This is a genomic window from Streptomyces sp. NPDC002463 (assembly GCF_042889835.1).
Taxonomy (GTDB): domain Bacteria; phylum Actinomycetota; class Actinomycetes; order Streptomycetales; family Streptomycetaceae; genus Streptomyces; species Streptomyces nymphaeiformis.
Genome location: NZ_JBIARL010000001.1, coordinates 566107 through 592207, shown reverse-complemented (window position 1 = coordinate 592207; position 26101 = coordinate 566107). Strand labels below are relative to the sequence as shown.

Genomic DNA, 26101 nt, shown 5'->3' with positions numbered 1-26101 from the left:
CGGGAGCCGTACGTCACACCGGCAGGCGCCGGAACAGCGGCCTCGGCACGTGCCGTACCGCGCTCATCACCATCCGCAGCGCCCCCGGCACCCACACCGTCTCCGAGCGCCGCCGCAGCCCCAGCTCGATCGCGCCCGCGACCGCCTCCGGGGTCGTCGCCAGCGGCGCCTCCGCGAGCCCGGCCGTCATCTTCGACCGCACGAACCCGGGCCGTACGACCATGACGTGCACGCCCGTGCCGTGCAGCGCGTCCCCGAGGCCCTGCGCGAAGGCGTCGAGGCCCGCCTTCGACGAGCCGTAGATGAAGTTGGCGCGGCGGGCCCGCTCGCCCGCCACCGACGACAGCACCACCAGCGAACCGTGCCCCTGTGCCTGGAGCGCGCCCGCGCACACCAGACCGGCCGAGACGGCGCCCGTGTAGTTGGTCTGCGCGACCCGGACGGCGGCGACCGGGTCGGACTCGTCGCGCGCCTGGTCGCCGAGGACCCCGAAGGCGAGCAGCACCATGTCGATGTCGCCCTCCGTGAAGACCTTCCCGAGCCGCTCCTCGTGCGACTCGGTGTCGAGCGCGTCGAAGGGCACGGTGCGCACGTCCGCCCCGAGCGCGCGCAGCGAGTCCGCGGCGGCCGTCAGTGCGGGGGAGGGGCGGCCGGCCAGCCAGACCACGCGCGTGCGGCGCGCGATCAGCCGGCGGGCGGTGGCGAGCCCGATCTCGGAGGTGCCGCCGAGGACGAGCAGGGACTGCGGGGCACCGAAGGCGTCCTTCATGGGGGAACTCCTCAGAGGTCGAGACGGCGGGCGAGGTCCGAGGTGAGGACGGACCGGGGGTCGAGTTCCGCGCGCAGCGCCCGGAACTCGTCGAGCCGGGGGTACATCGCGGCCAGCACCTCCGGCCGGACCCGGGAGTCCTTGGCGAGGTAGACCCGGCCTCCGGCGCCCACGACCTCCTCGTCGAGCGCGTCGAGGAAGCGGCCGAGGCCGGGGAGGCCGGTGGGGAGGTCGAGGGCGAGGGTCCAGCCGGGGAGGGGGAAGGACAGCCAGCCCGGATCGCCCGCGCCGAAGCGCTTCAGGACGGCGAGGAAGGACGGGCAGCCCCGGTCCGCGATCCGCCGCACGATCCGCCGGAGGGTGTCCTCCCGCCCGTACGGGACGACGAACTGGTACTGGACGAAGCCCGCGGGCCCGTAGATCCGGTTCCAGTGCGGGACGCCGTCGAGCGGGTGGAAGAAGGCCGGCAGCGACTGGAGGCGGCCGGTGGCGGCGCGGGGCGCCGAGCGGTACCAGAGCTCGTTGAAGAGCCCGACGGACGTACGGCCGAGCAGCCCGCCGGGGACGTGTCGCGGCGGCGCGGGCAGCCGCCCCGGACGGAAGGCGAGCGGCGCGCGGCGGGCCCGGTGGCGGCGGGGCAGCGCGTCGTACGGGGCGTGGTCACCGCGCGTCAGGACGGCGCGGCCGGTGGCGGCGCCCCGGGCGAGCAGGTCGATCCAGGCGACGGAGTAGCGGTACCGGTGGTCGCCGTCGGTGAGCCGGGCCATCAGCTCGTCGAGGCCGGGGACGCGCTCGGTGTCCACGCGCATCAGGGAGGTCTCGACGGGCAGCAGCCGCAGGGTGGCGGAGAGGATCACGCCGGTCAGGCCCATGCCGCCGGTGGTCGCGTCGAAGAGCGGGGTCCCGGGCAGCACCGTCCGGATCTCGCCGTCGGCGGTGAGGAGTTCGAGCGCGGTCACGTGGCGGCCGAAGGAACCCGAGACGTGGTGGTTCTTGCCGTGGATGTCGGCGCCGATCGCGCCGCCGACGGTCACGTACCGGGTGCCGGGGGTGACCGGGACGAACCAGCCGAGCGGCAGCAGCGCCTCCATCAGCCGGTGCAGGCCGACGCCCGCCTCGCAGACGACGAGCCCGGCGGTCGTGTCGACGGTCAGGATCCGGTCGAGGCCCGTCATGTCGAGGACGGTGCCGCCGGCGTTCTGCGCGGCGTCCCCGTACGCGCGGCCGAGACCGCGGGCGACGGCGCCCCGGGGGCCGCAGGTCCGGAGGGCCTCGGCGACCTCGGCGTGCCCGCGGGGCCGGTGCACGCGCGCGAGGGTGGGGGCGGTGCGGCCCCAGCCGGTGATCGCTTCGCAGTCGTCGTCCAGGACGCGGGTCTCGACAGCCATGGGGGTGACCGTATAGCCGGGTATGCAGCTTATGCCGGTATTGCGGGGTGGTTCGTCGAAATGGGTGATTAAAGGAGTGTCATACAAGAGTCCTGACCCCCTCGGTGGCCGGCCCGCGCCAGAGTCGCGTGTGACCGACCCGAACGGCGAGCCCCGAAGGGGGACGAACACGGATGCGCGAGCCGATCCTGCCCGCACCCGAACGACCCGACCACCCGGCACGGGGCACGGCGGAGCGCCCGAGCGGCGCGGGCCCGTCCACGGCCGAGGCGACCACCCCGGCCGGTCCCCCCGGTGTCGACGGTCGTCTGCCGAGCGCCCCGGCCGGTCCCCCCGGCGCCGACCGCCGTCTCCTCGCCGTCCTCCGCTCCTGCGGGCACCGCCCCGGCGTGGCCCTCGTCGCCCGTGGGCTCTCCCACAGCGGCGAGCACGGGGCCCTCTGGCTGGGGGCCGGGCTCCTCGCCGCCGCCGTCGACCGGCCGCGGCGCGAGCGGTGGCTGCGGGGCACCGCACTGATCGCCGGCGCGCACCTCGCCGGCACGGGCGTCAAGCGGCTCGTGCGACGCCCCCGGCCGGCCCCCGAGACGTACGAACCCCTCGTCCGTACCGCCGGCCGCCACTCCTTCCCCAGTTCCCACGCCACCTCGGCCGCCGCCGCGGTCGTCGTCTTCGGCGCGCTCCACCCGGCCGCCGGCCGTCTCGCCGCCCCGGCGGCACTCGCGATGTGCCTCTCCCGGCTCGTCGTCGGCGTCCACTACCCGAGCGACGTCGCCGCCGGCGCCCTCCTCGGCGCCGCCACGGCCGCGGCGGGCCGCTCCCTCCTCACGCGCGCGGAGGCCGGCCGGTGACCGGGCGGGGCGCGACCGCCGTGCTCGCCGCGCCCGCCGTCGTACCGGACCCGCCCGCGCGTGCGCACGGCGGGTGGGCGCTCGGGCTGCTCAGGACCGCCCGGCCCCGCCAGTGGGTCAAGAACGTCCTCGTCCTCGCCGCCCCCGCCGCCGCCGGCAGGCTCGGCTCCTGGCAGACCGGGGCCCGACTCGCCCTGGTCTTCGCCCTGTTCACGGCCGCCGCCTCCGCCGTCTACCTCCTCAACGACGCCCGCGACGCCGAGGCCGACCGCGCCCACCCCGCCAAGTGCCGCCGCCCCGTGGCCTCGGGGCAGGTGTCCGTCGCCCTCGCCACCGGCACCGGGATCCTCCTCGGCCTCGGCTCCGCCACCGCCGCCGCGCTCCTGTGCGGCCCGCTGACGGCCGCGCTGCTCGTCGCGTACCTCGGCATACAGGTCGCGTACTGCGTCCGCCTCAAACACGTCCTCGTCGTCGACCTCGCCGTCGTCGCCACCGGCTTCCTGATGCGGGCGATGATCGGCGGGGTCGCGCTCGGCATCCCGCTCTCCCGCTGGTTCCTCATCACGACCGGCTTCGGCGCGCTCTTCATGGTCGCCGCCAAGCGGTACTCCGAGGCCGTCCAGATGGAGGGCGCCGAGGGCGCGACGCGCGCGCTGCTCACCCAGTACACGACGGGCTACCTGCGGTTCGTCTGGCAGCTCGCGGCCGGCACCGCCGTCCTCGGCTACTGCCTGTGGGCCCTGGAGGCCGGCCCGGTGGCGACCTCCCTGCCGTGGCGTCAGCTCTCCGTCGTCGCCTTCGTCCTCGGCGTCCTGCGGTACGCGGTCTTCGCCGACCGGGGCACGGCCGGCGCACCCGAGGACGTCGTCCTGCGCGACCGGCCGCTCGCCGTCATCGGCCTGGCATGGGTCACGCTGTACGGGATGTCGGTCGCGGGTCTCTGAGTCCCGACGGGGGATTCTCTTACCGGGGTGATCCGAGGCCCGGGCGATCCGACGCCCGGGTGATCCGACGGCGCGAGGAGTGGACGTACGACATGGACTGGCTGACCAGGCTCCCCGTCATCGGCCCTTGGGTGGTCCGCCTCATGCGGACCCACGGCTGGCACGCGTACGAGACCCTCGACGAGGCGCACTGGACGCGGCTCGCCGCCGCGATCACCTTCATCTCCTTCATCGCCCTGTTCCCGCTGATCACGGTCGCCGCCGCGATCGGCGCCGCGCTCCTCAGCAAGGACCAGCTCGACCGGATCGAGACGAAGATCGCCGACCAGGTGCCCGGCATCTCCGACCAGCTCGACATCGGCGGGCTCGTCGCCAACGCCGGGACCATCGGACTCGTCGCCGGCGCCGTCCTGCTGTTCACCGGCATCAGCTGGATCGGCTCCATGCGGGAATGCCTGCGCGCGGTCTGGGGCCTCGACGCCGTCGAGGGCAATCCGATCCTGCTCAAGGGCAAGGACGCGCTGATCCTCGTCGGCCTCGGCGGCGTCGCGCTCGCCTCGCTCGCCGCGTCCTGGCTCGGCTCCACCGCCGTGGGCTGGAGCGCCGACCGCCTCGGCGTCTCCGGCGAGGGGGCGGGCGGCTACCTGCTCCAGGGAGCGGCCGTCCTCGTCGGCGTCGCCGCCGACTTCCTGATCCTGCTGTACGTGCTGACGCTGCTGCCGGGCGTCGAACCGCGCCGCCGGGACCTCGTGGTGGCGGCCCTGATGGGCGCGGTCGGCTTCGAGCTGCTGAAGCTGCTGCTCGGCGGCTACATGAAGGGGGTCGCGGCGAAGTCGATGTACGGGGCGTTCGGTGTCCCGGTCGCCCTGCTCCTCTGGATCAACTTCACCGCGAAGCTGCTGCTGTTCTGCGCGGCCTGGACGGCTACGGAGTCGCGTCGGCGGAGTCCTTCGGAGTCTCGTCCCGCTCCGGAGCCGGCGTCTCCTCCGGAGACGAGGAACGGCGACGACGCCCCGCCGACGCGGCCAGCGGCCAGCGGCGGTTGACGAGGAAGACGCCCGCGGCGAGCAGGACGAGGACACCGCCGGCGATGGCCAGCGCGATCCCGGCCCCGCCGGACTTCTCGGAGGCGGGGGCGGCCGCGTGGGCCGGCTCCTGCGGGTGGTTCTTGCCGGGCGCGGGAACGGTGCCGGTGGTGGGCGTGGTGCGGGCCGAGCGGGGCGGCACCAGTTCGCCCACGGGCGTCACCTTCCCGGAGGCGGCGAAGCCCCAGTCGAGCAGCCGGGCGGCCTCGCGGTAGACCGCGTGCTGCTCGTTCGAGGAGGGATTCATGACCGTGACGAGCAGGACCCGGCCGTTGCGCTCGGCGACGCCGGTGAAGGTGGCACCCGCGTGCGTGGTGTTGCCGTTCTTGACGCCGGCGATGCCCGGGTACGGGGCGACGCCGATGTCACCGGTGAGGAGCCGGTTGGTGTTCTGGATCTCGAAGGTCTCGCGCTTCTTGCCGGGCTTGGCCTCGCCGGGGAAGGCGGCGCGGGACGTGGCGGCGTACGTCCTGAAGTCCGCGTTCTGCATGCCGTGGCGGGCGATGAGCGTCAGGTCGTACGCGGAGGAGACCTGGAGCGGGGCGTCGTAGCCGTCCGGCGAGACGACGTGGGTGTCGAGGGCCTGGAGGTCGGCCGCCTGGTCGTTCATGTCGGCCACGGTCTGCTGGAGACCGCCGTTCATGCTGGTCAGCACGTGTACGGCGTCGTTGCCGGAGCGGAGGAAGACACCGAGCCACAGGTCGCGGACGCTGTAGCTCTGCTTCTCCTTGATGCCGACGAGGCTGGAGCCGGAGCCGATGCCGGCCAGGTCCTCGTTGGTGACCAGGTGGTTCTGCGTCTTGTTGGAGAACTTCGGCAGCAGGGTGTCCGCGAAGAGCATCTTGAGCGTGGAGGCCGGGGCGAGCCGCCAGTGCGCGTTGTGCGCGGCGAGGATCTGCCCGCTCTCCGCGTCCGCGACGATCCAGGAACGACCGGACAGCTCCTTCGGCAGCACCGGCGCCCCGGCCCCGAGCTGCACCTGCGTCCCCGGCCTGCTGAGCAGGGCCCCGCCGACCTTGGACATCACGGTGGGAGGCTTGGGCTGCTTGTCCTTCCCGTCCGCGTGCGCGGCGGGCGCGGCGGTCACGAACGGCAGGAGCACGGCAGCAGCGACCGCCCAAGCGGTCTTCTTCGAAGCAGACACGATCGAGAACGTACAGGTACGCACATCCGATCCGAACCCCGGCAGGCGGTTCGCCCGCGCCCGTCCACCCGGACGCGGGGGCCGGGAGACCGACGGTGATACTGGGGACATGAAGCTCAGCCGCCGCGTCTCCTGGTTCCTGCTCGCGTTCGGGCTGTGGAGTTGGGTCATCTGGGTCACTTTCGCCAAGAACCTGTGGAAGGACGGGAGCGGCCTCGCCTTCGACGACGCCGGCGACCCGACGGCCTACTTCTGGGTCCATCTGCTGCTCGCCGTCACGTCCTTTGTCCTGGGGACGGTGATCGGGGTCATCGGGTTGCGTGGGGTGCGCGCCGCGCGCCGCGCGGACGCCTAGAAGAGGGGGTTCCGGGGGCGTGTTCGTCTTCCTGCTGGTCCTGGTCGTGGTGCTCGCGCTGCTCGGTGGCGTGCACTGGTACGTGTGGCGGCGGCTCGTGCGGGACGTCACGGTTCCCCGGAGCCTCGCGCGGCGGGTCGGTACGGCCGTCGTCGTGGTGCTGCCGCTGCTCTCGATCGCGGCCCTGGTCTCCTCGCGGGCGGGCGCGCCCTTCGTGCTCCAGCAGGTGGTCGCCTGGCCGGGGTTCCTCTGGCCGGCCGTGCTCCTGTACCTGGTCATGGCCCTGCTGGTGGGGGAGGCCGTCCGGCCGCTCCTTCGCGCCTGGACGGGCCGGCGCGCCGCTGTCGCCGCACCGGCGGAGCCGGTGACCGTGCCCGCCGCGGAGTCGGCGGAGCCCGTACCGGCGGAAGAGCCCGCGCCCGTGGCCGAGCCGCAGGTGGAATCCGACCTCTCCCGTCGGCTCTTCGTCTCCCGGGTCGTCGCGGGGTCCGCGGCCGCCGTCGCCGTCGGGACCGTCGGATACGGGACGTACGGGGTGCTGCGGGGGCCCCGGGTCAAGCGGGTCACCGTGCCGCTGGCCAAGATCCCGCGGGCCGCGCACGGGTACCGGATCGCCGTCGTGTCCGACATCCACCTCGGGCCGATCCTGGGCCGCGCCCACACGCAGCGGATCGTGGACACCATCAACGCCACGCAGCCCGATCTGATCGCCGTCGTCGGCGACCTCGTCGACGGGACCGTCGAGAACCTCGGTCCGGCCGCCGAGCCGCTCGCCCGGCTGCGGGCCCGGCACGGCTCCTTCTTCGTGACCGGGAACCACGAGTACTTCTCGGGTGCCGACGCCTGGGTCGACCACGTCCGCGAGCTGGGGCTGCACCCGCTGCGCAACGCGCGCGTGGAGGTCCCGGCCGGTTTCGACCTCGCCGGTGTCGACGACGTCGCGGGGGAGAGCATCGGCGAGGGCCCGGACTTCGCGCGGGCCCTCGGCGACCGCGACCGGTCCCGTGCCGCGGTGCTGCTCGCGCACCAGCCGATCGTCGTCCACGACGCCGTACGCCACGGTGTGGACCTCCAGTTGTCCGGGCACACCCACGGCGGCCAGCTCTGGCCCGGGAACCACCTCGCCGAACTGGCCAACCCGACCGTGGCCGGTCTGGAGCGGTACGGGGACACGCAGCTGTACGTCTCGCGGGGCGCCGGCGCCTGGGGACCTCCGGTCCGGGTCGGGGCGCCCTCCGACATCACGATCGTCGAACTCGCCTCGAAACAGGCCTGATCGGTCGTTGTCACTCCCCGTTCCTGGACCGATACGTGCTGCTCATCGACTTAAATTCTCATATCCCGGACATATACCTGTCGTGTGAAAGTTTTCTCTTCCCCACGTGAAAGCCGTGTGATGGGATGCAGCCATCGCGGCGTTTCCGGGGGCCCGTCGCATCTGGGGTGGTACCAAAAAAAGGAAGCACGGCAATGCGGTCGACGGTCCGTCTGCGGATCCTCATCACTTGTGGAGTACTGGTCGCCGCCGGAGTGGGGGGCTGGCAACTCCTGCCCTCCGACGGCGAGCGGACCGAACCGATCACCGTCGGCACGACCGACGAGGTGACTTCACTGGACCCGGCCGGCGCCTACGACGCCGGTTCCTGGGCCATGTACAGCAACGTCTTCCAGTCGCTGCTGACCTTCAAGCCGGGTCTCAGCCAGCCGGTCCCCGACGCCGCCGAGAGCTGCAAGTTCGTGGGCACCAAGCTGACCACGTACCAGTGCACGCTCCGCAACGACCTCACGTTCGCCGGCGGGCGCAAGATCACTGCCGAGGACGTCAAGTACTCCTTCGAGCGGATGCTGCGCATCAAGTCGGACGTCGGCCCGCAGCCGCTCTTCCCGACCCTGAAGAACGTCTCCGCCGAGGGCCAGACCGTCACCTTCCACCTGAGCGGCCGTGACGCCACGTTCCCGCTGAAGGTGGCCACGGGCGCGGGCTCGATCGTGGACAAGGACCACTACCCGGCCGACAAGCTGCGGGACGGCACCGCGGTCGACGGCTCGGGGCCGTACGTCCTCAAGGAGTACAAGAACGGCGAGTCCGCGCGCCTGGAGCCCAACCCGAACTACCGGGGCGCCGTCAGCAAGGCCGGCCACACGGTCCTCGTGAAGTACTACGGCCAGTCCGAGGACCTCGCCAAGGCCTTCAAGGCGAAGGACGTCCAGGTCGCGCACCGGCAGCTCCCGCCGAACTTCCTCGCGTCCCTGGACACCAAGGACGGGACCCGCGTCACCGAGGCGGAGAGCGCCGAGATCCGCAACCTCAACTTCAACGTCCGGCCCGGCTCGCCCATGGCCGACAAGGCCGTACGGCAGGCCGTCGCCGCGGTCCTCGACCGCCCGGCGATCACCGAGAGCGCCTACAAGGGCACGGTCGAGCCGCTCTACTCCCTCATCCCGCAGGGCTTCGTCGGCCACAGCACCGCCTTCTACGACGTCTACCCGGAGCCGAGCGAGAAGAAGGCCAAGTCGATCCTGAGGAACGCCGGCATCAAGACGCCGGTGGAGTTCACCTACGGCTTCCGCAAGGACGCCACCTACGCCGCCGAGGCCGCCGAGATCAAGAAGCAGCTGGAGGAGACCGGCCTCTTCAAGGTGAAGGTCGTCGAGGCCGACTGGAAGAGCTTCCAGAAGGGGTACGCGAAGGGCAGCTACGACGCCTACCCCGTCGGCTGGCTCCCCGACTTCCCCGACTCCGACAGCTTCACCGCGCCGCTCGTCGGCACGCAGAACACCCTGCACAACGGCTTCTCCAGCAAGAAGATCGACGAACTGATCTCCTCGACGCAGCAGTACAGCGACCGCGGCCGCGCGACGGGCGACTTCAAGGAGATCCAGAACGAGGTCGCCGCCGACGTGCCGCTCCTCCCGCTGTGGCAGAAGACGGACTACGTCCTCTCCACGGACCAGGTCGCCGGCTCCCAGTACCTGACGGACGGCACGGGCATCTGGCGCCTGTGGGAGCTCAGCTGGATCTAGGCGGTGCCCTGCGGCTTCGGGCCGGCCTTCTTCCCGGGCCTGCCCGAAGCCGCCATTCCGGCCGCCGTCGGCATGAAGTCGGCGAGCAGCTCGTGCGTCTCCTTGACCAGCGGGCGCAGGATCCGGAAGCGGGAGAGCGAGATCGCGCGGGCGGTGACCGGCGAGAGGCGCTCCACCAGGCGCCGGCTGTTCGCCGCGCCCTCCGAGCGGTCGTACACCCAGAACAGCACCAGGCCCATCTGCTGGAGCCACAGCAACTGCGGGAGGGCTTCCTTCAGTTCCGGGTCGACCTTGACCGAGGCGCCGGAGATGACCCGCCGGTGCACCTCGATCGCGGCCTCGCGCGGTCCCTCCGACTCGGGGGAGAAGGGGCTGAGCGGGCTGTCCGGGTCGGCGGCGTTCTTGAAGAACTGGGCCGCGAACTCGTGGTACGGCTCCGCGATGTCGAGCCAGCCGAGGAGGACCCCGCGGATGCGGGCGGTCAGTTCCTTCTCGGAGCCGCTCAGGATGGGCTCGACGGCCGCCTGGTGCTCCTCGGCGATCCGGTCGTAGAAGCCCTGGACGAGGTGCTCCTTGGAGGAGAAGTAGTAGTACGCGTTGCCGACGGAGACCCCGGCCTCCTGGGCGATGGCCCGCATCGTCGTCTTGTCGTAACCGCGCTCCTTGAACAGCCGGAGCGCGGTCTCGAGGATGAGCGTGCGGGTCTGCTCGCTCTTGGGGGCCTTCTTCTCTTCGGCCTTCTTCTCTTCCGTCACAGGGGCGAGCCTAACCGGGCGGACCGGACACCTCGCAGTGCCCGTCCCCGCAGGACCGGTCGTCCGCTCCGGGCCCCTTGAGGGCCTCGCGCCACTTCGCGGCCGCCAGGACGGTCACGCGGGCGAAGGGCTGTCCCGCGGGGGTGGCCAGCCAGTGGGCCTTGGGTCGGTGCTCGGCCAGGGCCCAGAGGCAGACGATCCAGGCGGAGGCCTCGCGGTAGACCTGGCCCCGGTCCCCGATCACGGTGATCTCCCGCAGGGTGGCGGCGTGGTCGAGGGCCGGGAAGAGGCGGCGTGCCTGCTGCGAGCCGGCCGGTACGAGGTCGAGCGGGACGAGCTGCCGCTGCCGGAGCAGCCAGTGCCTGAGGTGCACGCAGAGCGGGCAGTCGGCGTCGTAGAGCACGGTCAGGCGTCCCACGGGGGTCGTGGGGTGCGTCGGGGTCGACACGGTGGTCAGGCCTGCGGCGCGGGCGGGGCCCAGGGGCCGGCCTTGGGGGCCGTGGTCCAGCCCTGCGGGCCGACCGGCGGGACCTGTTCGCGCTCCATGACCCCGCGGCGGCGGATCTTGTTGAGCACGTACACGTTCGCGAGGTGCATCGCGCCGAGGACGAGCAGGACCACTCCGAGCTTGACGGAGAGGGCCTCGAAGAGCGCCCGGGCGTCGACGACGGCGGCGTCCTGGCTGAGGTGGAGGGCGACGAAGCCGAAGTTCACGAGGTAGAAGCCGACCACGAGGAGGTGGTTGACGGCGTCCGCGAGCTTCTCGTTCCCGTGCAGGACGTCGGAGAGGAAGCTCCTTCCGTTGCGGCTGAGCGTGCGGGCGACCCAGATGGTGAGGGCCACGCTGATCAGCAGGTAGACGATGTACGCGACGACAGTGAGGTCCATGCCCCACCCTCCCTTGAACGCGTTCAAAAGCTGGCGGTCATGACTGTAGACCTCCTCTTGAACGTGTTCAAGAGGCTCGTGCGGTGAGGTGGCCGGACCGTGTCCCGCCGCTTAGGGTCGATCGGGTGACGCTCTCTCATGACCTGGCCGGCACCGGCCCCTCGACCGTCGTCCTGCTGCACTCCGGGGTCTGCGACCGCCGGATGTGGGACGGGCAGTTCCACGCGCTGGCCGGAGCGGGACACCGGGTCGTCCGCTGCGACCTCCGCGGCTTCGGAGGCAGCCCGATCGACGCCCCGCACACCCATGCCGAGGACGTGCGCGAGCTCCTCGACCACCTCGGCGCCGAACGCGCCGCCGTCGTCGGCTCCTCCTTCGGCGGCCGGGTCGCCCTCGAACTCGCCGCCCTCCACCCCGGACGCGTCCGGGCCCTCGCCCTGCTCGCCCCCGCCGTCCCCGGCATGGAGCCCGGCGGCGAACTGCGCGCCTGGGGAGCCCGCGAGGACGCGCTCGTCGAAGCGGGCGACCTGGACGCCGCCGTCGAGCTGAACGTCGGCACCTGGCTCGGCCCCGAAGCCCCGGAATCCGCCCGCGCCCTCGTGCGCGAGGGGCAGCGCCGCGCCTTCGACCTCCAGCTCGCCGCGCCCGAGGAGCACCACCCCGTCACGCCCGAGGTGACCCGCGACGACCTCGCCCGGATCCAGGCCCCCGCCCTCGTCGCCGTCGGCGCCCACGACCTCCCCGACTTCCGCGCGATCGCCGACGACCTCACCCGCCTCCTGCCCGCCGCCCGCCAGGTCGACCTCGCCTGGGCGGGCCACCTCCCGGCCCTGGAACGCCCGGAGGAGACCGCGCGGTTGCTCGTCGACTTCCTGGCCGAAACGGCGGACCCCGGGATCAGCCCCGGTGTGCCGTCGCGGTGAACCGCCGCACCCCCGGCACCAGCGCCGTCCCCGCGCAGCACCCGCCCACCACCACCGCGGCCACGAGCAGCGGCACCCGGGGGCCCCAGGTCGAGGCGGCGAGGGGGGCGAGGGTGTAGCCCAGGGGCATCGCGGCCAGGGAGAGCAGCCAGTCGTACGAGGAGACGCGGGCGAGCGCGTGGGCGGGCACCGCGCGTTGGACGGCGGTCTCCCAGACGGGGGAGAGGAAGCCGAGCCCCGCCTGCGCGAGTCCGTACGCCGCGATCGTCACCGGCGCGGGCGCGGCGAGGGCGAGCAGGGCGAGCGGCAGCGCGTACGTGGCGAGGCCGAGGTTCGCGACGAGGACCGGGCGCCGGGGGCGGACCCGGTCGGCGAGCAGTGCGCCGAGGAGGAAGCCGACGGCGCCGACCTGGAGGAGGACGACCCAGGTGGTGCCGCCGCCGAGCCGGTTCACGGCGATGGCGGGCCCGAGGGTCATCAGGACGGCGGCGGCGCCGTTCCAGGCGCTGTGGCCGATGAGGCTGGTCCAGTACCAGTCCCGGGAGCGGACCTCCTGCCAGCCCTCGGCGAGGTCGGCGCGGAGCGAGCGGCGCGGGATCGCGACGCGCTTCACCCGTACGGCGGTCAGGAGCAGGGCGCTGACGGCGAAGGTGGCCGAGTCCAGGACGAACGCCCAGCCGGGGCCCACGGTCAGGACCAGGGTGCCGGCGAGTGCGGGTCCCGCGAGGCGGGTGGCGCTCTGGGCGACGCCCATCGCCGCGTTGGCCCGGTGCAGGGACTCCTCGGTCACCGTGCCCTTGATCAGCGGCGAGCCGGTCGGCATCGCGAAGGCCCCGGCGGCGCCGCCGAGGGCCTCGGCGACCGCGAGGACGGCGAGGCTGGGGGTGCCGCCGAGCAGCTGGACGCCGACGAGGAGCTGGGTGGCGCAGCGTACGAGGTCCGTGGTGAGCGCGACCGTACGGGCGTCGAAGCGGTCGCCGACGACGCCTCCCACCGGGAGCAGGAGCAGCTTGGGGACCATCGCGCAGGCGAGGACGAGGGCGAGTGCCGAGGTGGAGCCGGTGGCCTCCAGGACGGCGAGGGAGAGGGCCGCGGGGATGGCGGCGTCACCGAGGAGGGAGAGGGCCCGGCCGGTGAAGAGGAGGCGGAAGGACCGGGTGCGGAGGGGGTGAGGGGCGGACGGCGGCGCGACGGGGCGCGTGGAGGCTGCGGCCATGGACGGAAGAGTATTTCGGTACCGAATGTTTCGTCAACGAAATACTTCCGGAGGGAAAGCCGCGCCCGCCGACGTACGATCACCCCATGGCGCCCTCCGAGGAACCGAGCGAACCGCGCACCCCGCGCGACTGGACCGACGACCACGTCGACCGCTGGCAGCCCGTCCTGCCCGGCCTCGACCCCGTCGTCGAAGGCGCGGTCACCCGGATGAAGAAGCTCTCGGTCCATCTGCGCCGGGTCAGGGAGCAGTCCCTCGTCGACTTCGACCTGGAACGCCACGAGTTCGACACCCTCCACAAGCTCGCGGGGCGCGGCGGCAGCGCCGCACCCTCCGAACTCGCCCAGGACCTCGACCTGGCCCCGGCCTCCGTCTCCGGCCGCCTCGACGCCCTGGAGAAGCGCGGCTTCGTCCGCCGCACCCAGTCCACGACCGACCGCCGCCGCGTGATCGTCGAGCTCACCGACTCCGGCCACGAGACCTGGCTCGGCGCGATGGACGTCCTCGGCCACGAGGAGGAACGGCTCCTCGGCGTCCTCGCCCCCGAGGAGCGCGACCTGCTCAACGGCATGCTGCGCCGGATCATGGTCGAGGCGGAGGCGGGCGGCCCCGCCCAGCCCTGGCACGCCTGAGCCCCGGGGCCGTCGCAGGCGTCAGATGCTCAGCGTCCGCGCGTAGTTCAGCTGCCCCATCACCCAGTGGAAGGTGTCCGGGGTCGTCGCCGGGATCATCGTCACGTGGTGGCGGCCGCCGCTGGTCACCATGACCTGGACGAAGCCGGTGGTCTGCTTCTCCTTCATCAGCAGGAACAGCAGGCCGAGGAAGCAGAACAGGAAGAAGACGACGGCGAGGACGATCGCGGCCGTCGGCATCTTCTCCTCGACCCGCGACATGTCCATCGCGTTCCACACGGCGCCCTTGAGGGGCATGTTCCCGGCCGGCGTGACGATCTGGTCGCCTACCACGACGATGTCACCGAGACTGAGCAGCGGCATCCCCGCGCCCGCCGGCCCGTACTGCGGCGGCACCGGCACGCCGCCCGGCAGGGTCGGCTGGTACGGCGGCGGAGTCTGCGGGTACCCGTACGCGGGCGTCGCGCCCTGCTGACCAGGCCCCCACTTGTACTCACCGTCCGCGTAAGGGTTCGGCTCGCTCATCAGTCCCCGATTCTCTGTGCAGTGGAGAGACCCGCGGAAAGGGGAAAGCCCGCTCCCGCACGCCGCAGCGTACAGAAGCGGGCTCCCCGGCCGGACAGGCTGTCAGAAACGACGCGTGATCAGCGCGCGCTTGACTTCCTGGATGGCCTTCGTGACCTCGATGCCACGCGGGCACGCGTCCGTGCAGTTGAACGTCGTGCGGCAGCGCCACACGCCGTCCTTGTCGTTCAGGATCTCCAGGCGCTGCTCGCCCGCCTCGTCACGCGAGTCGAAGATGAAGCGGTGCGCGTTGACGATCGCGGCCGGACCGAAGTACTGGCCGTCGTTCCAGAAGACCGGGCAGGACGACGTGCACGCGGCGCACAGGATGCACTTGGTGGTGTCGTCGAAGCGCTCGCGGTCCTCGGCGGACTGCAGACGCTCGCGCGTCGGCTCGTTCCCCTTGGTGACCAGGAACGGCATGACGTCCCGGTACGCCTGGAAGAACGGCTCCATGTCGACCACGAGGTCCTTGAGCACCGTCAGGCCCTTGATGGCCTCGACCGTGATCGGCTTCTCGGGGTTGATGTCCTTGATCAGCGTCTTGCAGGCGAGCCTGTTCTTGCCGTTGATCCGCATCGCGTCCGAGCCGCAGATGCCGTGCGCGCAGGAGCGACGGAACGTCAGCGTGCCGTCGACGTCCCACTTGATCTTGTGAAGGGCGTCGAGCACACGCTCCTTCGGGTCGATCTCGATCTGGAAGTCCTCCCAGACCGCGGCGTCCGACACCTCGGGGTTGAAGCGGCGGATCCGCATCGTGACCGTGATGTACGGGGAGGCGGCGGACTCCGCCTCGACCTTGTCCAGTACGGGGGTAGCCATCAGTACTTACGCTCCATCGGCTGGTAGCGGGTCTGGACGACCGGCTTGTAGTCGAGACGGACGGTCTCGGAGCCGTCCTCGCCGACCTCGCGGTACGCCATGGTGTGGCGCATGAAGTTGACGTCGTCGCGGTTCGGGTAGTCCTCGCGGTAATGACCGCCGCGGGACTCCTTGCGCGCCAGGGCCGAGACGGCCATGACCTCGGCCAGTTCGAGCAGGTTGCCCAGCTCGATGGCCTCCAGGAGGTCGGTGTTGAAGCGCTTGCCCTTGTCCTGGATGGACACGTTCTCGTAGCGCTCGCGCAGCTCGGCGATCTTCTCGACGGCCGTCTTGATGGTCTGCTCCGTGCGGAACACCATCACGTTGGCGTCCATCGTCTCCTGGAGCTCGCGGCGCAGGTCGGCGACCCGCTCGCTGCCCGTGGAGTTGCGCAGCTTCTCGATCTGCGCGACGACCATGGACTCCGGGTTCTCCGGCAGCTCGACGAAGTCGTGCTTGGCGGAGTACTCGGCGGCGGCGATGCCGGAGCGCTTGCCGAAGACGTTGATGTCGAGCAGCGAGTTCGTGCCGAGGCGGTTGGCGCCGTGCACGGAGACACAGGCGACCTCGCCGGCCGCGTACAGGCCCGGGACGACGGTGGTGTTGTCCGAGAGGACCTCACCCTCGACGTTCGTCGGGATGCCGCCCATGGCGTAGTGCGCGGTGGGCTGGATCGGGATCGGGTCCGTGTACGGCTCGATGCCGAGGTACGTACGGGCGAACTCGGTGATGTCCGGGAGCTTGGCGTCGAGCTGCTCCGGCGGGAGGTGCGTCAGGTCCAGGTAGACGTGGTCGCCCTCGGGACCGCAGCCGCGGCCCTCGCGGATCTCCGTGTAGATGGAGCGGGAGACGACGTCACGGGACGCGAGGTCCTTCATGACCGGCGCGTACTTCTCCATGAAGCGCTCGCCGTCCTTGTTGCGGAGGATGCCGCCCTCACCACGGGCGCCCTCCGTCAGCAGGATGCCCATGCGCCAGATGCCCGTCGGGTGGAACTGGAAGAACTCCATGTCCTCCAGGGGCAGACCGCGGCGGTAGCAGGCGGCCTGGCCGTCACCGGTCAGGGTGTGGGCGTTGGAGGTCACCTTGAAGAACTTGCCGGTGCCGCCGGAGGCGTAGATGACCGCCTTCGCCTGGAAGATGTGGATCTCGCCGGTGGCCAGCTCGTAGGCGACGACGCCCGCGGAGTGCTTGACCCCGTCGACCTCGGTGATCAGCTGGTCCAGGACGTAGAACTCGTTGAAGAACTCCACGCCCTCCTTGACGCAGTTCTGGTACAGCGTCTGGAGGATCATGTGGCCGGTGCGGTCCGCGGCGTAGCAGGACCGGCGGACCGGGGCCTCGCCGTGGTTGCGGGAGTGACCGCCGAAGCGGCGCTGGTCGATCGTCCCGTTGGGCGTCCGGTTGAACGGCAGGCCCATCTTCTCCAGGTCGAGGACGGCGTCGATGGCCTCCTTCGCCAGGATCTCGGCGGCGTCCTGGTCGACCAGGTAGTCACCGCCCTTGACCGTGTCGAAGGTGTGCCACTCCCAGTTGTCCTCCTCCACGTTCGCCAGCGCGGCGGCCATGCCGCCCTGCGCGGCGCCCGTGTGGGAGCGGGTGGGGTACAGCTTCGTCAGCACGGCGGTGCGGCTGCGCTTCGTCGACTCGATGGCCGCGCGCATGCCGGCGCCGCCGGCGCCGACGATGACGGTGTCGTACTTGTGGATCTTCATGACGTGGATTACCTCAGCCCCGTGCCTAGCGGATGTTCGGGTCGAAGGTGAAGATCACCAGCGTGCCCAGAAGGATGGTGAACACCGTGGCGGTGTACAGCAGGCCCTTGAGCCACAGGCGCGTGTTGGCCCGCTCCGCGTAGTCGTTGATGACCGTACGGAGACCGTTGGCGCCGTGCAGCATGGCGAGCCAGAGCATCAGCAGGTCCCAGACCTGCCAGAACGGGGACGCCCAGCGGCCGGCCACGAAGGCGAAGCCGACCTTGGTGACGCCGCCGTCCAGGAAGAGCTGGATCAGCAGGTGGCCGAGGACCAGGACGACGAGGACCACGCCCGAGAGGCGCATGAAGAGCCACGCGGCCATCTCGAAGTTGCCGCGGGTCGCGCGCGGGGTCTTGCCCGTGCGCTTGCGGGGGGCCTCGATGTACGGCGCGGGGTTGTCCACGTCGTAGTGCGCGCCGCCCTCGACGGGGCCGATCGCGGTGGAGGTGTCAGCAGACATGAGTGGCGTCAGCTCCCGAACAGTTCACGTGCGGCGTGGCCGAGGACGGGGTACAGCGAGCCCGCCATCAGTACGACCCAGATGCCCACGACGGTCCAGAGCATCTGCTTCTGGTAGCGCGGGCCCTTGGACCAGAAGTCCACGGCGATGACCCGGAGGCCGTTGAGCGCGTGGAAGAGGATGGCGGCGACCAGGCCGTACTCCAGAAGAGCGACGATCGGCGTCTTGTAGGTCGCGACGACCTCGTCGTACGCCTCGGGGGAGACGCGGACGAGAGCGGTGTCCAGCACGTGTACGAACAGGAAGAAGAAGATGAGGACGCCGGTGACTCGATGAGCCACCCAGGACCACATTCCTTCCCGGCCGCGGTACAGCGTTCCAGCCGGCACGGAAAAACCCTCCGGGAGCGGGGATCGGGGTCGGCCGGCTTCTCTGTCGGTCTGACCCGGCCGGGTACGGTCCACCGGCCCCGGTCATCGTAGCGACGACTTGCCGGTTCGCTCGCGCGGGGTCCATCGGTGTGATCAAACAGGCACGGACGGACTATCGCACAGACCGAAATCGCCGCATTCCGGACGGAATCACGGCCCGGGGTGTCGCGGTGTGAGCCCCTCGGCCAGTCGGAAGGCCAGCCGGGCGCGGGCGAGGCGGCGGAGTTCGTCGGCGGCGACCACCCGCTCCTCCTCGGCTTCGTTGCCGAGACGTGACCGGATACCGGCCAGTACCCGGTCGAGACGCTCCCCGGGACGCACTCCGTCGAGGCTGATCACGAACGCGTGTCCGAAACTGCTCTCGTACGCGGCGTGGGCGGCCCGCAGTGCGGTCCGGGCGGCCGACGGGGCGTCCGGATGCGGCAGCGCGGAGGACTCGGCGGCCAGCGCCTCGTCGAGATCGGCGCGGGAGAGGTCGTACCCGGCCTCGTCGGCGGCGGCGAGGAGGGCGTCCACGGTCGGGTACGGGCGGTGCGCCGCGATCCGGTCGGCCCAGCGCGCGCTGTGGCAGCAGGTGAGCAGCAGCGCCACCGCCTCGGCGGGCGAGGCCGCGTTGAAGGCGATCAGACCGCCGGTGTGCCGGGAGTGGGTCTGCTGGGCAGGTATGGCAGGCGTGTCCGTGGAGCCCGGCTTCCGGCAGGGGGCATGGGTGTCGCTGGTCAGCGTGGGCTCCGGTGCTCCGGGACGGATGGGGTGGGGTGGGTGTGACGCTACGTTATCGACGGGATGGGGGAAGTGTCCGACGGATGCGCGATTTTCACCCGGAAGGGAGAGTTTCGGAACACGTGATGGACGATCGTCTTCCGCTCCGCCGACTGGTCGGACCGTCATCCGTACGGGAGGATTCCGAATGATGCGGTACTCCCTCCGGGGGCCTCGCCGGGCCTCCGCACTCCTGGCGACCGCGGTGGCGCTGGCCACCGTGGCTGCCTGCTCGAACGATTCTCCGTCAGGTCCGGCCGGTCCGACGACCACGGCCGCGCCCACGAGCACCCCGCCGCCGAGCCCTAGCCCCACCCCCAGCCCCACCCCCACGCCCTCGAAGAAGCACCCCCTCTCCAGCGCGCCGCGCACGGTTCCGGCCGTCCGCGCCCACGAGGCCGCCCGCGGCCCCGGCTGGAAGCCCGCGCCCACGGGCGGGGTCGTCATCGCCGCCGGCAGCGAGGCCCTCGCCGACGAGGGTCAGCTGCTCGCCGGGGAGCTCGGCGTCCCGTACCGCGGGGCCGCCGCGGCCGGACCCGGGGACGTCGAACTGGCCCTCGGCGGGACGGGCGCCCCCGAGTCGTACACCCTGACGGTCACCGGCGGCCGCGTCCGGATCGCCGGACCCGACGAGGCCGGGGTCTTCTACGGCACCCGCACCCTCAAGCAGTCGGTGAAGGCCACCGGCGCGATGCCCGAGGGCACGGTCACCGACCGGCCGGCGAAACCGCAGCGCGGCCTGATGGTCGACATCGCCCGGAAGTACTTCACCGCCGCCTGGCTGGAGGACCGCATCCGGGAGATGAGCGACCTGAAGCTCAACCAGCTCGGGCTGCACTTCTCCGACGACCAGGGCTTCCGGATCGAGTCCGACAGCCATCCCGAGGTCGTCTCCGCCCAGCACCTCACCAAGGCCGAGGTCCGCCGGATCCTCGCCCTCGCGGCGAGCCGCCACGTCACGGTGATCCCCGAGATCGACTCCCCGGGACACCTCGGCGCCGTCATCGCCGCCCACCCCGGCCTCCAGCTCGTCAGCGCGAGCGGCCGGACCCCGCGCGGGACCGTCGACATCTCGAACCCGGAGTCGGCGAGGATCGTCGACGAGCTGCTGCGCGAGTACACCCGGCTCTTCCCCGGGGCGTACTGGCACCTCGGCGCCGACGAGTACGTCGCCCTGATGTCGAAGAACCCCGAGGCGAGCTACCCGAAGCTGGCACGGGCCGCCGTCGCGAAGTACGGGCCCTCCGGCCGCGTCCAGGACCTCGCCACCGGCTGGCTCAACGACCGCGCGGCCGTCGTCCGGCCCACCGGCAAGACCCTCAAGGCGTGGAACGACGGCTTCTTCACGGGCGGGGTGGTGGCCCCCGACAAGGACATCGAGGTCGAGTACTGGACGGGCCGCGAGATCGGAGCGCGGCTGCCCGTCTCGTACCTGAGCGAGGGCCGGAAGGTGGTCAACCTCAACGACGACTACCTCTACTACATCCTGGGCGAGCCGAACCGCTTCCCGTACCCCACGGGCCGCCGCATCTACGAGCAGTGGACCCCCCGCGTGCTGCGCGGCTCCACGCCCGTGCCGGCGCGGTACGACCCCCAGATCCTCGGCGGCCGGCTCGCGGTCTGGTGCGACCTGTCCCGGGCCCAGACCCAGGACCAGGTGGCAGCCGGCATCCGCCTGCCCCTCGCGGCCCTCGCCCAGAAGGTCTGGGACCCTGCGCCACCGACGCTGAGCTGGGCCGATTTCCGGGTGCTCGCGGCGAAGGTGCGCTGAAAGTCTCGTCGTGGACGCGATCGGTTCGGATCACGTACGTTCCCCCGGCGGTGGCCGCCCGGTCGCCGCGTGTTCCTGGGGGGAACCCATTGCTCACGCTCAAGAATCCGAACGGCCTCGCGAAGGCCGTCGTCGTCCTGCTGGCCGGCAACCTCGTCTTCGACGTCCTGCTGGGTCTGTTCGACGCCCGCAACCTGGTCGACGGAACGCTGGGCTACGCCGAACCGGCCACCTTCGCCGGGGTGGACCTGTACGTGCTCTACAGCATGTCGTTCACGCTGTACGCGGCGACCGCGGTCGTCTTCATCATCTGGTTCCACCGGCTGCGGAAGAACGCCGAGGTCTGGGCCGGTGACCTGCAGAGCCGGACGCCGGGCTGGGCCATCGGGGGCTGGTTCATCCCGATCGGCAACTTCTGGATCCCGCGGGCGATCGCCGTCGACATCTGGCGGGCCAGCCGCTGGGCGCCGTCCGCCGCGGACGCCAAGGGGGAGATGGCGCTCGTCGACGGCTGGTGGGCGTTCCTGATCGCCGGCAACCTCGTGAACTGGGTCTCCGGCAAGATGTACGGCGCCGCCGAGGCCCCCGAGGACTACGTCACCGCGACCCAGTGGTCCCTCGCGGGCTACGGCCTGGACGCCGTCGCCGCCGTCCTCGCGATCCTCGTCGTCCGGCGTCTGACCTCTATGCAGACCGCGAAGGCCACTGGCATGATTCCGGCCGCGCAGTGACGAAAAAGCGCCCCCCGGCGCAGTAAGTGGAAGTACTGCGTCCGCATCGGGTGGCGAGGAGGCGTCCATGACGTCGGGGAACGGCCGGAGCCTGCTGGAACTGATCGACAGGGCCGACGAGCGAGGACTGGCCGCGGCCGGGCTCGCCTGTCTCGACCGCTGTCTGCCGCTGCTCGCCCCCGACGGGGCCGACGCCCTGCGCCCCGTCTGGGCCGCCGTCGCCCGCGGTGACGGGGAGGCCTGGGGCGAGGCCGTCGCCAAGGCCCGTGTCGAGCTCGACGTGGCCGGTGCGGAGGACGCCGAGGCCGTACGCGCCATGCTCGCGCAGGCCCCGGCGGCCTGGACCGCCGAGGCCCTGCGCGCCTGGGCCGGGGACTGCTCCGTCGCGGCGCTCGCCCTGCACGGCCGGTACGACGCGGCCGGGGTGCCCGACGGGCTCGTCGAGCGCTGCCGGGCCGGGGACGCGGACGGCGCGGGCCCGCTGCTCGCCGGAGAGCTCCGCCGCCAGCAGGCCGTCCTCGAAACGGCCGCCCACGGCCCGACCGGACTGCGTCGGGCACGTGAACTCTCCGTCGAGGGCGGCCGGGTGCTCCGCGCGGTCGTCTCCCGCCGGGCCCGCACCGCCTGAGCGACCGACGCCGCTCGCCCGGCGCCCCGGGGTCTAGGCCCCCGGCTCCTCGATCGCGAGCGAGGCGATCGCCTCGGCGATCTCCCGCTCGGCCGTGGCCTTGCTCAGGCCGAGCCCGCTCAGCACGCCCTGCCCGTCCTCGTGCTCCAGGAGGGCCAGCAGGATGTGCTCGGTGCCGACGTAGTTGTGGCCGAGGCGCAGGGCCTCGCGGAACGTCAGCTCCAGGACCTTCTTCGAGTCCGCGTCGAACGGGATCAGCGCCGGGATCTTCTCGGCCTGCGACGGCAGCGTCGGGGTCACCGCGTTGCGCACCGCCTCCTCCGTCAGGCCGTGCCCGGCCATCCACTTCATCGCGAGCGACTCGGGGTCGCCGAGCAGGCCGAGGATGAGGTGGCCGGGCAGGACCTGGTCGTTGACGGCCGTCCGGGCCTCCTCCTGCGAGGCCACGACCACGTTGCGGGCGCGCGGGGTGAAGCGGCTGAACCCGGAGTTCGGGTCCATCGTGGCGGCGTCCGGCTCCTTGGGGACGAAGCGCTTCTGGGCGGCCTGGCGTGTGACGCCCATGCTGCGGCCGATGTCGGTCCAGGAGGCGCCGGAGCGCCGGGCCTGGTCCACGAAGTGGCCGATGAGGTGGTCGGCGACGTCGCCGAGGTGGTCCGCCGCGATGACGGCGCTGGAGAGCTGCTCCAGGGAGTCCGGGTGGACCTTCTTGATGGCTTCGATGAGTTCGTCGAGACGGACAGGGACATTCACGCCGACTGGATTCGTCATGAGGCAACCCTAGGTTGACACCCCTCCACTGTCAACTGCTCGTTGACACTCGAAGGGCGTACGGGTCCCCGGGGCGCGAAAGGTCGCCGGAAAGAGTGAGAAGAAGAGTGAGGAGAAAGGGGGGAAATGGGAGACGACCGGGGCCGCCACCCCCCACAGGAGAGGCCCCGGTCGTCGTCCACGGAGCCGCAGCACGGCTCCGTACTCCTATCTGCGCCGGGGCTGCGGTTTCTGTCACACCCTTAGGCGCACCCGCCGGGCACCCCCGCCTGTCCCACCCGGAGGTTGCAAGTTGTACAAAGACCCCGGACCGCGTGGACGTGATGCCGCGACACGACGTAGCGTTCAGGGTGCGCGAGCCGGCGTGGCGGTGGTGACCAGCCGCGATGACGCAGGGCGCGGTCACGTCACCGACGAACAGGGTTTGGGGAGTGCTGGGGGACGACGCGGAGCTGACGGCCGCGGTGCTCGCTGCGCAGGACGGGGACGAGGACGCCTTCCGTACTGTGTACCGCGCCGTGCATCCCCGGCTGCTCGGCTACATACGCACACTGGTCGGCGACACGGACGCCGAGGACGTCGCCTCCGAGGCCTGGCTCCAGATAGCCCGTGACCTCGACCGCTTCGACGGCGACGCGGACCGGTTCCGCGGCTGGGCGGCCCGCATCGCCCGCAACCGCGCCCTCGACCACGTCCGGATGCGCGGCCGCCGCCCCGCCGTCGGCGCCGACGAGACCGAACTCGCCGACAAGCCCGCCGACTCCGACACGGCGGGCGAGGCCCTGGAGGCCCTCGCCACCGGCGACACCATGCAGCTGATCGCCCAGCTCCCGCAGGACCAGGCCGAGGCCGTCGTCCTGCGCGTGGTCGTCGGCCTCGACGCCAAGAGCGCCGCCGACACCCTGGGCAAACGCCCCGGCGCCGTGCGCACCGCCGCGCACCGGGGGCTCAAGAAGCTCGCCGAACTCCTCGGAGCCGACGGACAGGGCCACGGCGCGGGAACCGTCGCCCCCCTGGACGGCGTCCCTCCGCAACGCGGCCGCGCACCGGGGTCCGTGGCCCCGAGCGGTGTGACGCAATCACGTCCGCGTACGCAGAAGGACATGTGATGGCCGACGAGCGGTACCAGTGGCTCGATCAGGAGGCCGCGGAGCGGCTGCTCCGCGGTGAGCCGGTCGAGGCCGTCGACGACCGTGCCCGCGCCGAGGCCCAGCGCCTCGCCGAAGCCCTCGGCACGGCCCGCGTCCCGGCCCTCCCGTCGGCCGCGCGCACCGAACTCCCGGGCGAGGCGGCGGCGCTCGCCGCCTTCCGCAAGGCCACCGCCGAGCGCGCCGCGTCCGCCGCCTCCGCGCCGGTCTCCGCCTCCGCGTCCGCCGGCCGCACCGCCGGCGCCGAACTGGGCCGGATACGACTCGCGCCCGTCACCGCCCCGGCGCGCCGCTGGGGGCGTTCCGTGCGGTACGGGCTCGCCGCCGCGGTCGCCGCCGTCACGGTCGGCGGCGTCGCCGTCGCCGCCGGTACGGGCGTGCTGCCGCTGGTCGGCCCGGCACCCGCCAGCTCCGTCACGGCGGGGGAGACGACGGACCCGCTCGTCTCGGAGGAGCCCGGCATACGCCAGGACCCCGAGACGCCTCCGACGCGGCCGGGCGACGGCGACGCCACGCCCGGCTCGTCCCCCTCGGCCGACTCCGGGTCCACCGCCCCGACCCCCCGCGTCCCGGACGGCCCCGGCACGGCCACCGCCGGTCCGGGCACCCCGACGCCGGGCCGGACGAACGGCGGCGGCACCGGCTCGACGACCACCCGCGAGAAGGCCCTCCAGGCCTGCCGGGAGTACCGGACGGGCAAGCTCGACGCCGCCGGCCGGCAGAAGCTCCAGAACACCCTGCGCGGCGGCGACACCCTGCGCGGCTACTGCGACCGGATCCTCTCCGGCGACTCCGCGAACAGCGGCGGCAACGGCACCACCGAGAGCACGGGCCAGAACGGCTCCAAGGGCGGCGACGGCCAGGGCGACACCAAGGACGACCCCGAGGACAACGCCGACGGCGGCCGCAAGGGCGGATCGAACAGCGGGACCGGCGGCGGCTCCGAGGGCGGCGACCGGGGCGGCTCCGGCGGCAAGGCCTCCGGCGGCATTCCCGACGCCCGGCTCCAGGCCTCGCTCACCGCGGCGCTGCCCCTGGGAATCACCGCCGAGACACGTCTTCCGCTCGCGGTGTAACACTTCTCGACCCGTCGGCGCAGTAAGAAATGCCGACTGGTCATCGGCCGCGCAGAGAGCCGGGGTTCCCCCCGTACCTACGGCTCCGCGCACCTGGCGCGGGTGGGACACGTTCCCCCGGTCCCACCCGCGCCCCTTCCCCTCCTGGTCCTCACCAGTAGACGACGACCTTGTCGCCGACCTTCACCTGGTCGAAGAGCACCGAGAGCTTGGCCCGGTCCCGGACGTTCACGCAGCCGTGCGAGGCCCCCGCGTAGCCGCGGGCCGCGAAGTCCGCCGAGTAGTGCACGGCCTGGCCGCGGCTGAAGAACATCGCGTACGGCATGGGCGTGTGGTAGATCGTCGACGTCCAGTCCTTCGCCTTCCACTCGACCTTGAAGAGGCCCTCGCGGGTCGGCGTGTTCTCCGAGCCGAAGCGGACGTCCATCGACGAGACGACCCGTCCGTCGATCATCCAGGCGAGCGTCCGGCTCTCCTTGCTGATGCACAGCACCCGGCCGGTCATGCAGCGCGGGTCCGGGGTGTCGAGCTTGTTCGTCGTCGACGGCTTCAGCTCGTCGGCGGTCGGCTTCCGGGTGACGGAGAGCAGCGTCTGCCAGGTCTTCTCGTCGACCGAGCCCGTCTCCGGCAGACCCCGGCGCGCCTGGAACTTCCTGACCGAGGCGGCCGTCATCGTCCCGTAGAAGCCGGTGGGGGCCCGGTCGAAGAAGTCGAGCTGCCGCAGCCGGGCCTGGAGCTCGCGCACCTGCTCGGTCTCGGTGCCCTCGCCCATGAGGGGCTTCGACGCGGGCGTCCCGGTGGTGGGCGGGGCGGACGGGGACGGCGGCTTGTCGTCCGTGGAGGACGCGGAAGGCGTGGAGCTCGGGGTGGGGGTGGCAGCGGTGCCGGGCGCGGCCGAAGTCGGCGCGGGAGCCGTACCCGTACCCGTACCGGCGCCGGACGCGTCCGGTGTGCAGCCCGCGGCGAGTGCCACCGCCACCGCCGCCAGGACGGCTCTGTTTATGACGGACGAAGACCGCTTCATCATTTCCCCCGAGATGTGTCGTGTGTACGTAGGGATGCTTCCCGCGCGCGTGCGGTTGCGCACCTGGGCGGTGTCTTGTGAGGAAGCTCCCAGCGCGCTGCCCTCCATCGCCCGCACCCCCGCCACTACAGTCCGTCGCGAGGGTC

At 72.1% G+C, this 26101-nt stretch carries 27 protein-coding genes and 1 pseudogene; 13 read left to right on the top strand and 15 right to left on the bottom strand.

What is annotated here, in order from left to right; genetic code table 11:
• Window positions 1-13: 13 nt before the first annotated feature.
• Window positions 14-769 carry a decaprenylphospho-beta-D-erythro-pentofuranosid-2-ulose 2-reductase gene (locus tag ACFYX3_RS02715; RefSeq protein WP_382655204.1) on the bottom strand — a complete coding sequence of 252 codons (756 nt, stop codon included), beginning with the start codon at window positions 767-769 and terminating at the stop codon, window positions 14-16.
• A gap of 11 nt (window positions 770-780) precedes the next feature.
• Complete coding sequence (locus ACFYX3_RS02710) at window positions 781-2157, bottom strand: FAD-binding protein (RefSeq protein WP_389007366.1); 1377 nt, start codon at window positions 2155-2157, stop codon at window positions 781-783.
• A gap of 308 nt (window positions 2158-2465) precedes the next feature.
• Here ACFYX3_RS02710 and ACFYX3_RS02705 point away from each other — a divergent pair, with 308 nt between their 5' ends.
• The 3 genes from ACFYX3_RS02705 (at window position 2466) to ACFYX3_RS02695 (ending at window position 4995) form a co-directional block, all read left to right on the top strand.
• Complete coding sequence (locus ACFYX3_RS02705) at window positions 2466-3005, top strand: phosphatase PAP2 family protein (protein ID WP_389008079.1); 540 nt, start codon at window positions 2466-2468, stop codon at window positions 3003-3005.
• Window positions 3002-3949: a decaprenyl-phosphate phosphoribosyltransferase gene (locus ACFYX3_RS02700; RefSeq protein WP_389007364.1), complete on the top strand. Its 948-nt coding sequence runs from the start codon at window positions 3002-3004 to the stop codon at window positions 3947-3949. Before ACFYX3_RS02705 ends, ACFYX3_RS02700 begins: the two co-directional genes overlap by 4 nt.
• A gap of 92 nt (window positions 3950-4041) precedes the next feature.
• Window positions 4042-4995, top strand: coding sequence for a YihY/virulence factor BrkB family protein (locus ACFYX3_RS02695; RefSeq protein WP_389008076.1), 954 nt, complete (start codon window positions 4042-4044; stop codon window positions 4993-4995).
• Here the strand turns inward: ACFYX3_RS02695 and ACFYX3_RS02690 are convergent.
• Window positions 4880-6178: pseudogene (locus ACFYX3_RS02690) on the bottom strand (D-alanyl-D-alanine carboxypeptidase family protein); the annotation flags it as partial. The gene ACFYX3_RS02695 and the pseudogene ACFYX3_RS02690 sit on opposite strands and share 116 nt — an antisense overlap.
• A 109-nt stretch (window positions 6179-6287) precedes the next feature.
• Here ACFYX3_RS02690 and ACFYX3_RS02685 point away from each other — a divergent pair.
• The 3 genes from ACFYX3_RS02685 (at window position 6288) to ACFYX3_RS02675 (ending at window position 9557) form a co-directional block, all read left to right on the top strand.
• Entirely contained in the window at window positions 6288-6533 is a 246-nt protein-coding gene (locus tag ACFYX3_RS02685) for an SCO4848 family membrane protein (protein WP_376589488.1), read from the top strand.
• Between the two features lie 19 nt (window positions 6534-6552).
• Complete coding sequence (locus ACFYX3_RS02680) at window positions 6553-7809, top strand: metallophosphoesterase (RefSeq protein WP_389007362.1); 1257 nt, start codon at window positions 6553-6555, stop codon at window positions 7807-7809.
• Window positions 7810-8003: 194 nt separating this feature from the next.
• Complete coding sequence (locus ACFYX3_RS02675) at window positions 8004-9557, top strand: ABC transporter substrate-binding protein (protein WP_389007360.1); 1554 nt, start codon at window positions 8004-8006, stop codon at window positions 9555-9557.
• Here ACFYX3_RS02675 and ACFYX3_RS02670 read toward each other — a convergent pair.
• The 3 genes from ACFYX3_RS02670 to ACFYX3_RS02660 are packed head-to-tail and all read right to left on the bottom strand — an operon-like array spanning window position 9554 to window position 11200.
• Entirely contained in the window at window positions 9554-10312 is a 759-nt protein-coding gene (locus tag ACFYX3_RS02670) for a TetR/AcrR family transcriptional regulator (protein ID WP_389007358.1), read from the bottom strand. The genes ACFYX3_RS02675 and ACFYX3_RS02670 overlap by 4 nt on opposite strands.
• Window positions 10313-10322: 10 nt before the next feature.
• On the bottom strand, window positions 10323-10760 hold the full coding sequence (locus ACFYX3_RS02665) for a thiol-disulfide oxidoreductase DCC family protein (protein ID WP_389007356.1): 438 nt from the start codon (window positions 10758-10760) through the stop codon (window positions 10323-10325).
• A 5-nt stretch (window positions 10761-10765) separates the two neighbouring features.
• Window positions 10766-11200, bottom strand: coding sequence for a hypothetical protein (locus ACFYX3_RS02660; protein ID WP_389007354.1), 435 nt, complete (start codon window positions 11198-11200; stop codon window positions 10766-10768).
• Window positions 11201-11325: 125 nt separating this feature from the next.
• On the opposite strand from ACFYX3_RS02660, the gene ACFYX3_RS02655 reads away from it, so the two are divergent.
• Window positions 11326-12123, top strand: a complete 798-nt coding sequence (locus ACFYX3_RS02655; protein WP_389007352.1) for an alpha/beta fold hydrolase — start codon at window positions 11326-11328, stop codon at window positions 12121-12123.
• Here the strand turns inward: ACFYX3_RS02655 and ACFYX3_RS02650 are convergent.
• Window positions 12098-13339, bottom strand: coding sequence for an MFS transporter (locus ACFYX3_RS02650; RefSeq protein WP_389007350.1), 1242 nt, complete (start codon window positions 13337-13339; stop codon window positions 12098-12100). The two genes, ACFYX3_RS02655 and ACFYX3_RS02650, sit on opposite strands and share 26 nt — an antisense overlap.
• Window positions 13340-13425: 86 nt before the next feature.
• Here ACFYX3_RS02650 and ACFYX3_RS02645 point away from each other — a divergent pair, with 86 nt between their 5' ends.
• Window positions 13426-13971 carry a MarR family winged helix-turn-helix transcriptional regulator gene (locus ACFYX3_RS02645; protein WP_376589502.1) on the top strand — a complete coding sequence of 182 codons (546 nt, stop codon included), beginning with the start codon at window positions 13426-13428 and terminating at the stop codon, window positions 13969-13971.
• 21 nt (window positions 13972-13992) lie between these two features.
• On the opposite strand, the gene ACFYX3_RS02640 is transcribed toward ACFYX3_RS02645, so the two are convergent.
• The 6 genes from ACFYX3_RS02640 to ACFYX3_RS02615 form a co-directional block, all read right to left on the bottom strand.
• Complete coding sequence (locus ACFYX3_RS02640; protein ID WP_359507391.1) at window positions 13993-14496, bottom strand: hypothetical protein; 504 nt, start codon at window positions 14494-14496, stop codon at window positions 13993-13995.
• 102 nt (window positions 14497-14598) lie between these two features.
• A complete protein-coding gene (locus ACFYX3_RS02635) occupies window positions 14599-15357 on the bottom strand; it encodes a succinate dehydrogenase iron-sulfur subunit (protein WP_041130880.1) in 759 nt (252 codons plus the stop codon).
• Entirely contained in the window at window positions 15357-17111 is a 1755-nt protein-coding gene (gene sdhA / locus ACFYX3_RS02630; protein WP_116159234.1) for a succinate dehydrogenase flavoprotein subunit, read from the bottom strand. Before sdhA ends, ACFYX3_RS02635 begins: the two co-directional genes overlap by 1 nt.
• Window positions 17112-17136: 25 nt before the next feature.
• Window positions 17137-17613 carry a succinate dehydrogenase hydrophobic membrane anchor subunit gene (locus ACFYX3_RS02625; RefSeq protein ID WP_086830972.1) on the bottom strand — a complete coding sequence of 159 codons (477 nt, stop codon included), beginning with the start codon at window positions 17611-17613 and terminating at the stop codon, window positions 17137-17139.
• A gap of 8 nt (window positions 17614-17621) precedes the next feature.
• Window positions 17622-18002 (bottom strand): succinate dehydrogenase, cytochrome b556 subunit, encoded by a 381-nt coding sequence (sdhC, locus tag ACFYX3_RS02620; RefSeq protein WP_015035721.1) that lies wholly within the window; start codon window positions 18000-18002, stop codon window positions 17622-17624.
• 192 nt (window positions 18003-18194) lie between these two features.
• Window positions 18195-18767 (bottom strand): 2-oxo-4-hydroxy-4-carboxy-5-ureidoimidazoline decarboxylase, encoded by a 573-nt coding sequence (locus ACFYX3_RS02615; protein WP_389008073.1) that lies wholly within the window; start codon window positions 18765-18767, stop codon window positions 18195-18197.
• Window positions 18768-18954: 187 nt separating this feature from the next.
• Between ACFYX3_RS02615 and ACFYX3_RS02610 the strand changes: the two genes are divergently transcribed.
• The 3 genes from ACFYX3_RS02610 (at window position 18955) to ACFYX3_RS02600 (ending at window position 21936) form a co-directional block, all read left to right on the top strand.
• Entirely contained in the window at window positions 18955-20577 is a 1623-nt protein-coding gene (locus ACFYX3_RS02610) for a glycoside hydrolase family 20 protein (protein ID WP_389007346.1), read from the top strand.
• 89 nt (window positions 20578-20666) lie between these two features.
• Window positions 20667-21308 carry a DUF4328 domain-containing protein gene (locus ACFYX3_RS02605; RefSeq protein ID WP_389007344.1) on the top strand — a complete coding sequence of 214 codons (642 nt, stop codon included), beginning with the start codon at window positions 20667-20669 and terminating at the stop codon, window positions 21306-21308.
• A gap of 67 nt (window positions 21309-21375) precedes the next feature.
• Window positions 21376-21936, top strand: a complete 561-nt coding sequence (locus ACFYX3_RS02600; RefSeq protein ID WP_389007342.1) for a hypothetical protein — start codon at window positions 21376-21378, stop codon at window positions 21934-21936.
• A 33-nt stretch (window positions 21937-21969) separates the two neighbouring features.
• On the opposite strand, the gene ACFYX3_RS02595 is transcribed toward ACFYX3_RS02600, so the two are convergent.
• Entirely contained in the window at window positions 21970-22707 is a 738-nt protein-coding gene (locus tag ACFYX3_RS02595) for a Clp protease N-terminal domain-containing protein (protein ID WP_389007340.1), read from the bottom strand.
• Between the two features lie 431 nt (window positions 22708-23138).
• On the opposite strand from ACFYX3_RS02595, the gene ACFYX3_RS02590 reads away from it, so the two are divergent.
• Both ACFYX3_RS02590 and ACFYX3_RS02585 read left to right on the top strand, forming a co-directional pair.
• Window positions 23139-23816 (top strand): RNA polymerase sigma factor, encoded by a 678-nt coding sequence (locus tag ACFYX3_RS02590; protein WP_382655255.1) that lies wholly within the window; start codon window positions 23139-23141, stop codon window positions 23814-23816.
• Window positions 23816-24931, top strand: a complete 1116-nt coding sequence (locus ACFYX3_RS02585; RefSeq protein WP_389007337.1) for a hypothetical protein — start codon at window positions 23816-23818, stop codon at window positions 24929-24931. The genes ACFYX3_RS02590 and ACFYX3_RS02585 overlap by 1 nt, the downstream gene beginning before the upstream one ends.
• A 151-nt stretch (window positions 24932-25082) precedes the next feature.
• Here the strand turns inward: ACFYX3_RS02585 and ACFYX3_RS02580 are convergent, their stop codons facing one another.
• The gene (locus ACFYX3_RS02580) at window positions 25083-25955 is read right to left on the bottom strand and encodes a peptidoglycan-binding protein (protein WP_389008070.1); all 873 of its coding nucleotides are present in this window, start codon (window positions 25953-25955) and stop codon (window positions 25083-25085) included.
• Window positions 25956-26101: the final 146 nt, after the last annotated feature.

Excerpts from the sequence above, each read along its gene's own strand:
- ACFYX3_RS02715 (WP_382655204.1), bottom strand. The coding sequence starts at position 769 with ATGAAGGACGCCTTCGGTGCCCCGCAGTCCCTGCTCGTCCTCGGCGGC.
- ACFYX3_RS02710 (WP_389007366.1), bottom strand. The coding sequence starts at position 2,157 with ATGGCTGTCGAGACCCGCGTCCTGGACGACGACTGCGAAGCGATCACC.
- ACFYX3_RS02695 (WP_389008076.1), top strand. The coding sequence starts at position 4,042 with ATGGACTGGCTGACCAGGCTCCCCGTCATCGGCCCTTGGGTGGTCCGC.
- ACFYX3_RS02685 (WP_376589488.1), top strand. The coding sequence starts at position 6,288 with ATGAAGCTCAGCCGCCGCGTCTCCTGGTTCCTGCTCGCGTTCGGGCTG.
- ACFYX3_RS02675 (WP_389007360.1), top strand. The coding sequence starts at position 8,004 with ATGCGGTCGACGGTCCGTCTGCGGATCCTCATCACTTGTGGAGTACTG.
- ACFYX3_RS02660 (WP_389007354.1), bottom strand. The coding sequence starts at position 11,200 with ATGGACCTCACTGTCGTCGCGTACATCGTCTACCTGCTGATCAGCGTG.
- ACFYX3_RS02650 (WP_389007350.1), bottom strand. The coding sequence starts at position 13,339 with ATGGCCGCAGCCTCCACGCGCCCCGTCGCGCCGCCGTCCGCCCCTCAC.
- ACFYX3_RS02645 (WP_376589502.1), top strand. The coding sequence starts at position 13,426 with ATGGCGCCCTCCGAGGAACCGAGCGAACCGCGCACCCCGCGCGACTGG.
- ACFYX3_RS02640 (WP_359507391.1), bottom strand. The coding sequence starts at position 14,496 with ATGAGCGAGCCGAACCCTTACGCGGACGGTGAGTACAAGTGGGGGCCT.
- ACFYX3_RS02635 (WP_041130880.1), bottom strand. The coding sequence starts at position 15,357 with ATGGCTACCCCCGTACTGGACAAGGTCGAGGCGGAGTCCGCCGCCTCC.
- sdhA (WP_116159234.1), bottom strand. The coding sequence starts at position 17,111 with ATGAAGATCCACAAGTACGACACCGTCATCGTCGGCGCCGGCGGCGCC.
- ACFYX3_RS02625 (WP_086830972.1), bottom strand. The coding sequence starts at position 17,613 with ATGTCTGCTGACACCTCCACCGCGATCGGCCCCGTCGAGGGCGGCGCG.
- ACFYX3_RS02610 (WP_389007346.1), top strand. The coding sequence starts at position 18,955 with ATGATGCGGTACTCCCTCCGGGGGCCTCGCCGGGCCTCCGCACTCCTG.
- ACFYX3_RS02600 (WP_389007342.1), top strand. The coding sequence starts at position 21,376 with ATGACGTCGGGGAACGGCCGGAGCCTGCTGGAACTGATCGACAGGGCC.
- ACFYX3_RS02595 (WP_389007340.1), bottom strand. The coding sequence starts at position 22,707 with ATGACGAATCCAGTCGGCGTGAATGTCCCTGTCCGTCTCGACGAACTC.
- ACFYX3_RS02585 (WP_389007337.1), top strand. The coding sequence starts at position 23,816 with ATGGCCGACGAGCGGTACCAGTGGCTCGATCAGGAGGCCGCGGAGCGG.
- ACFYX3_RS02580 (WP_389008070.1), bottom strand. The coding sequence starts at position 25,955 with ATGAAGCGGTCTTCGTCCGTCATAAACAGAGCCGTCCTGGCGGCGGTG.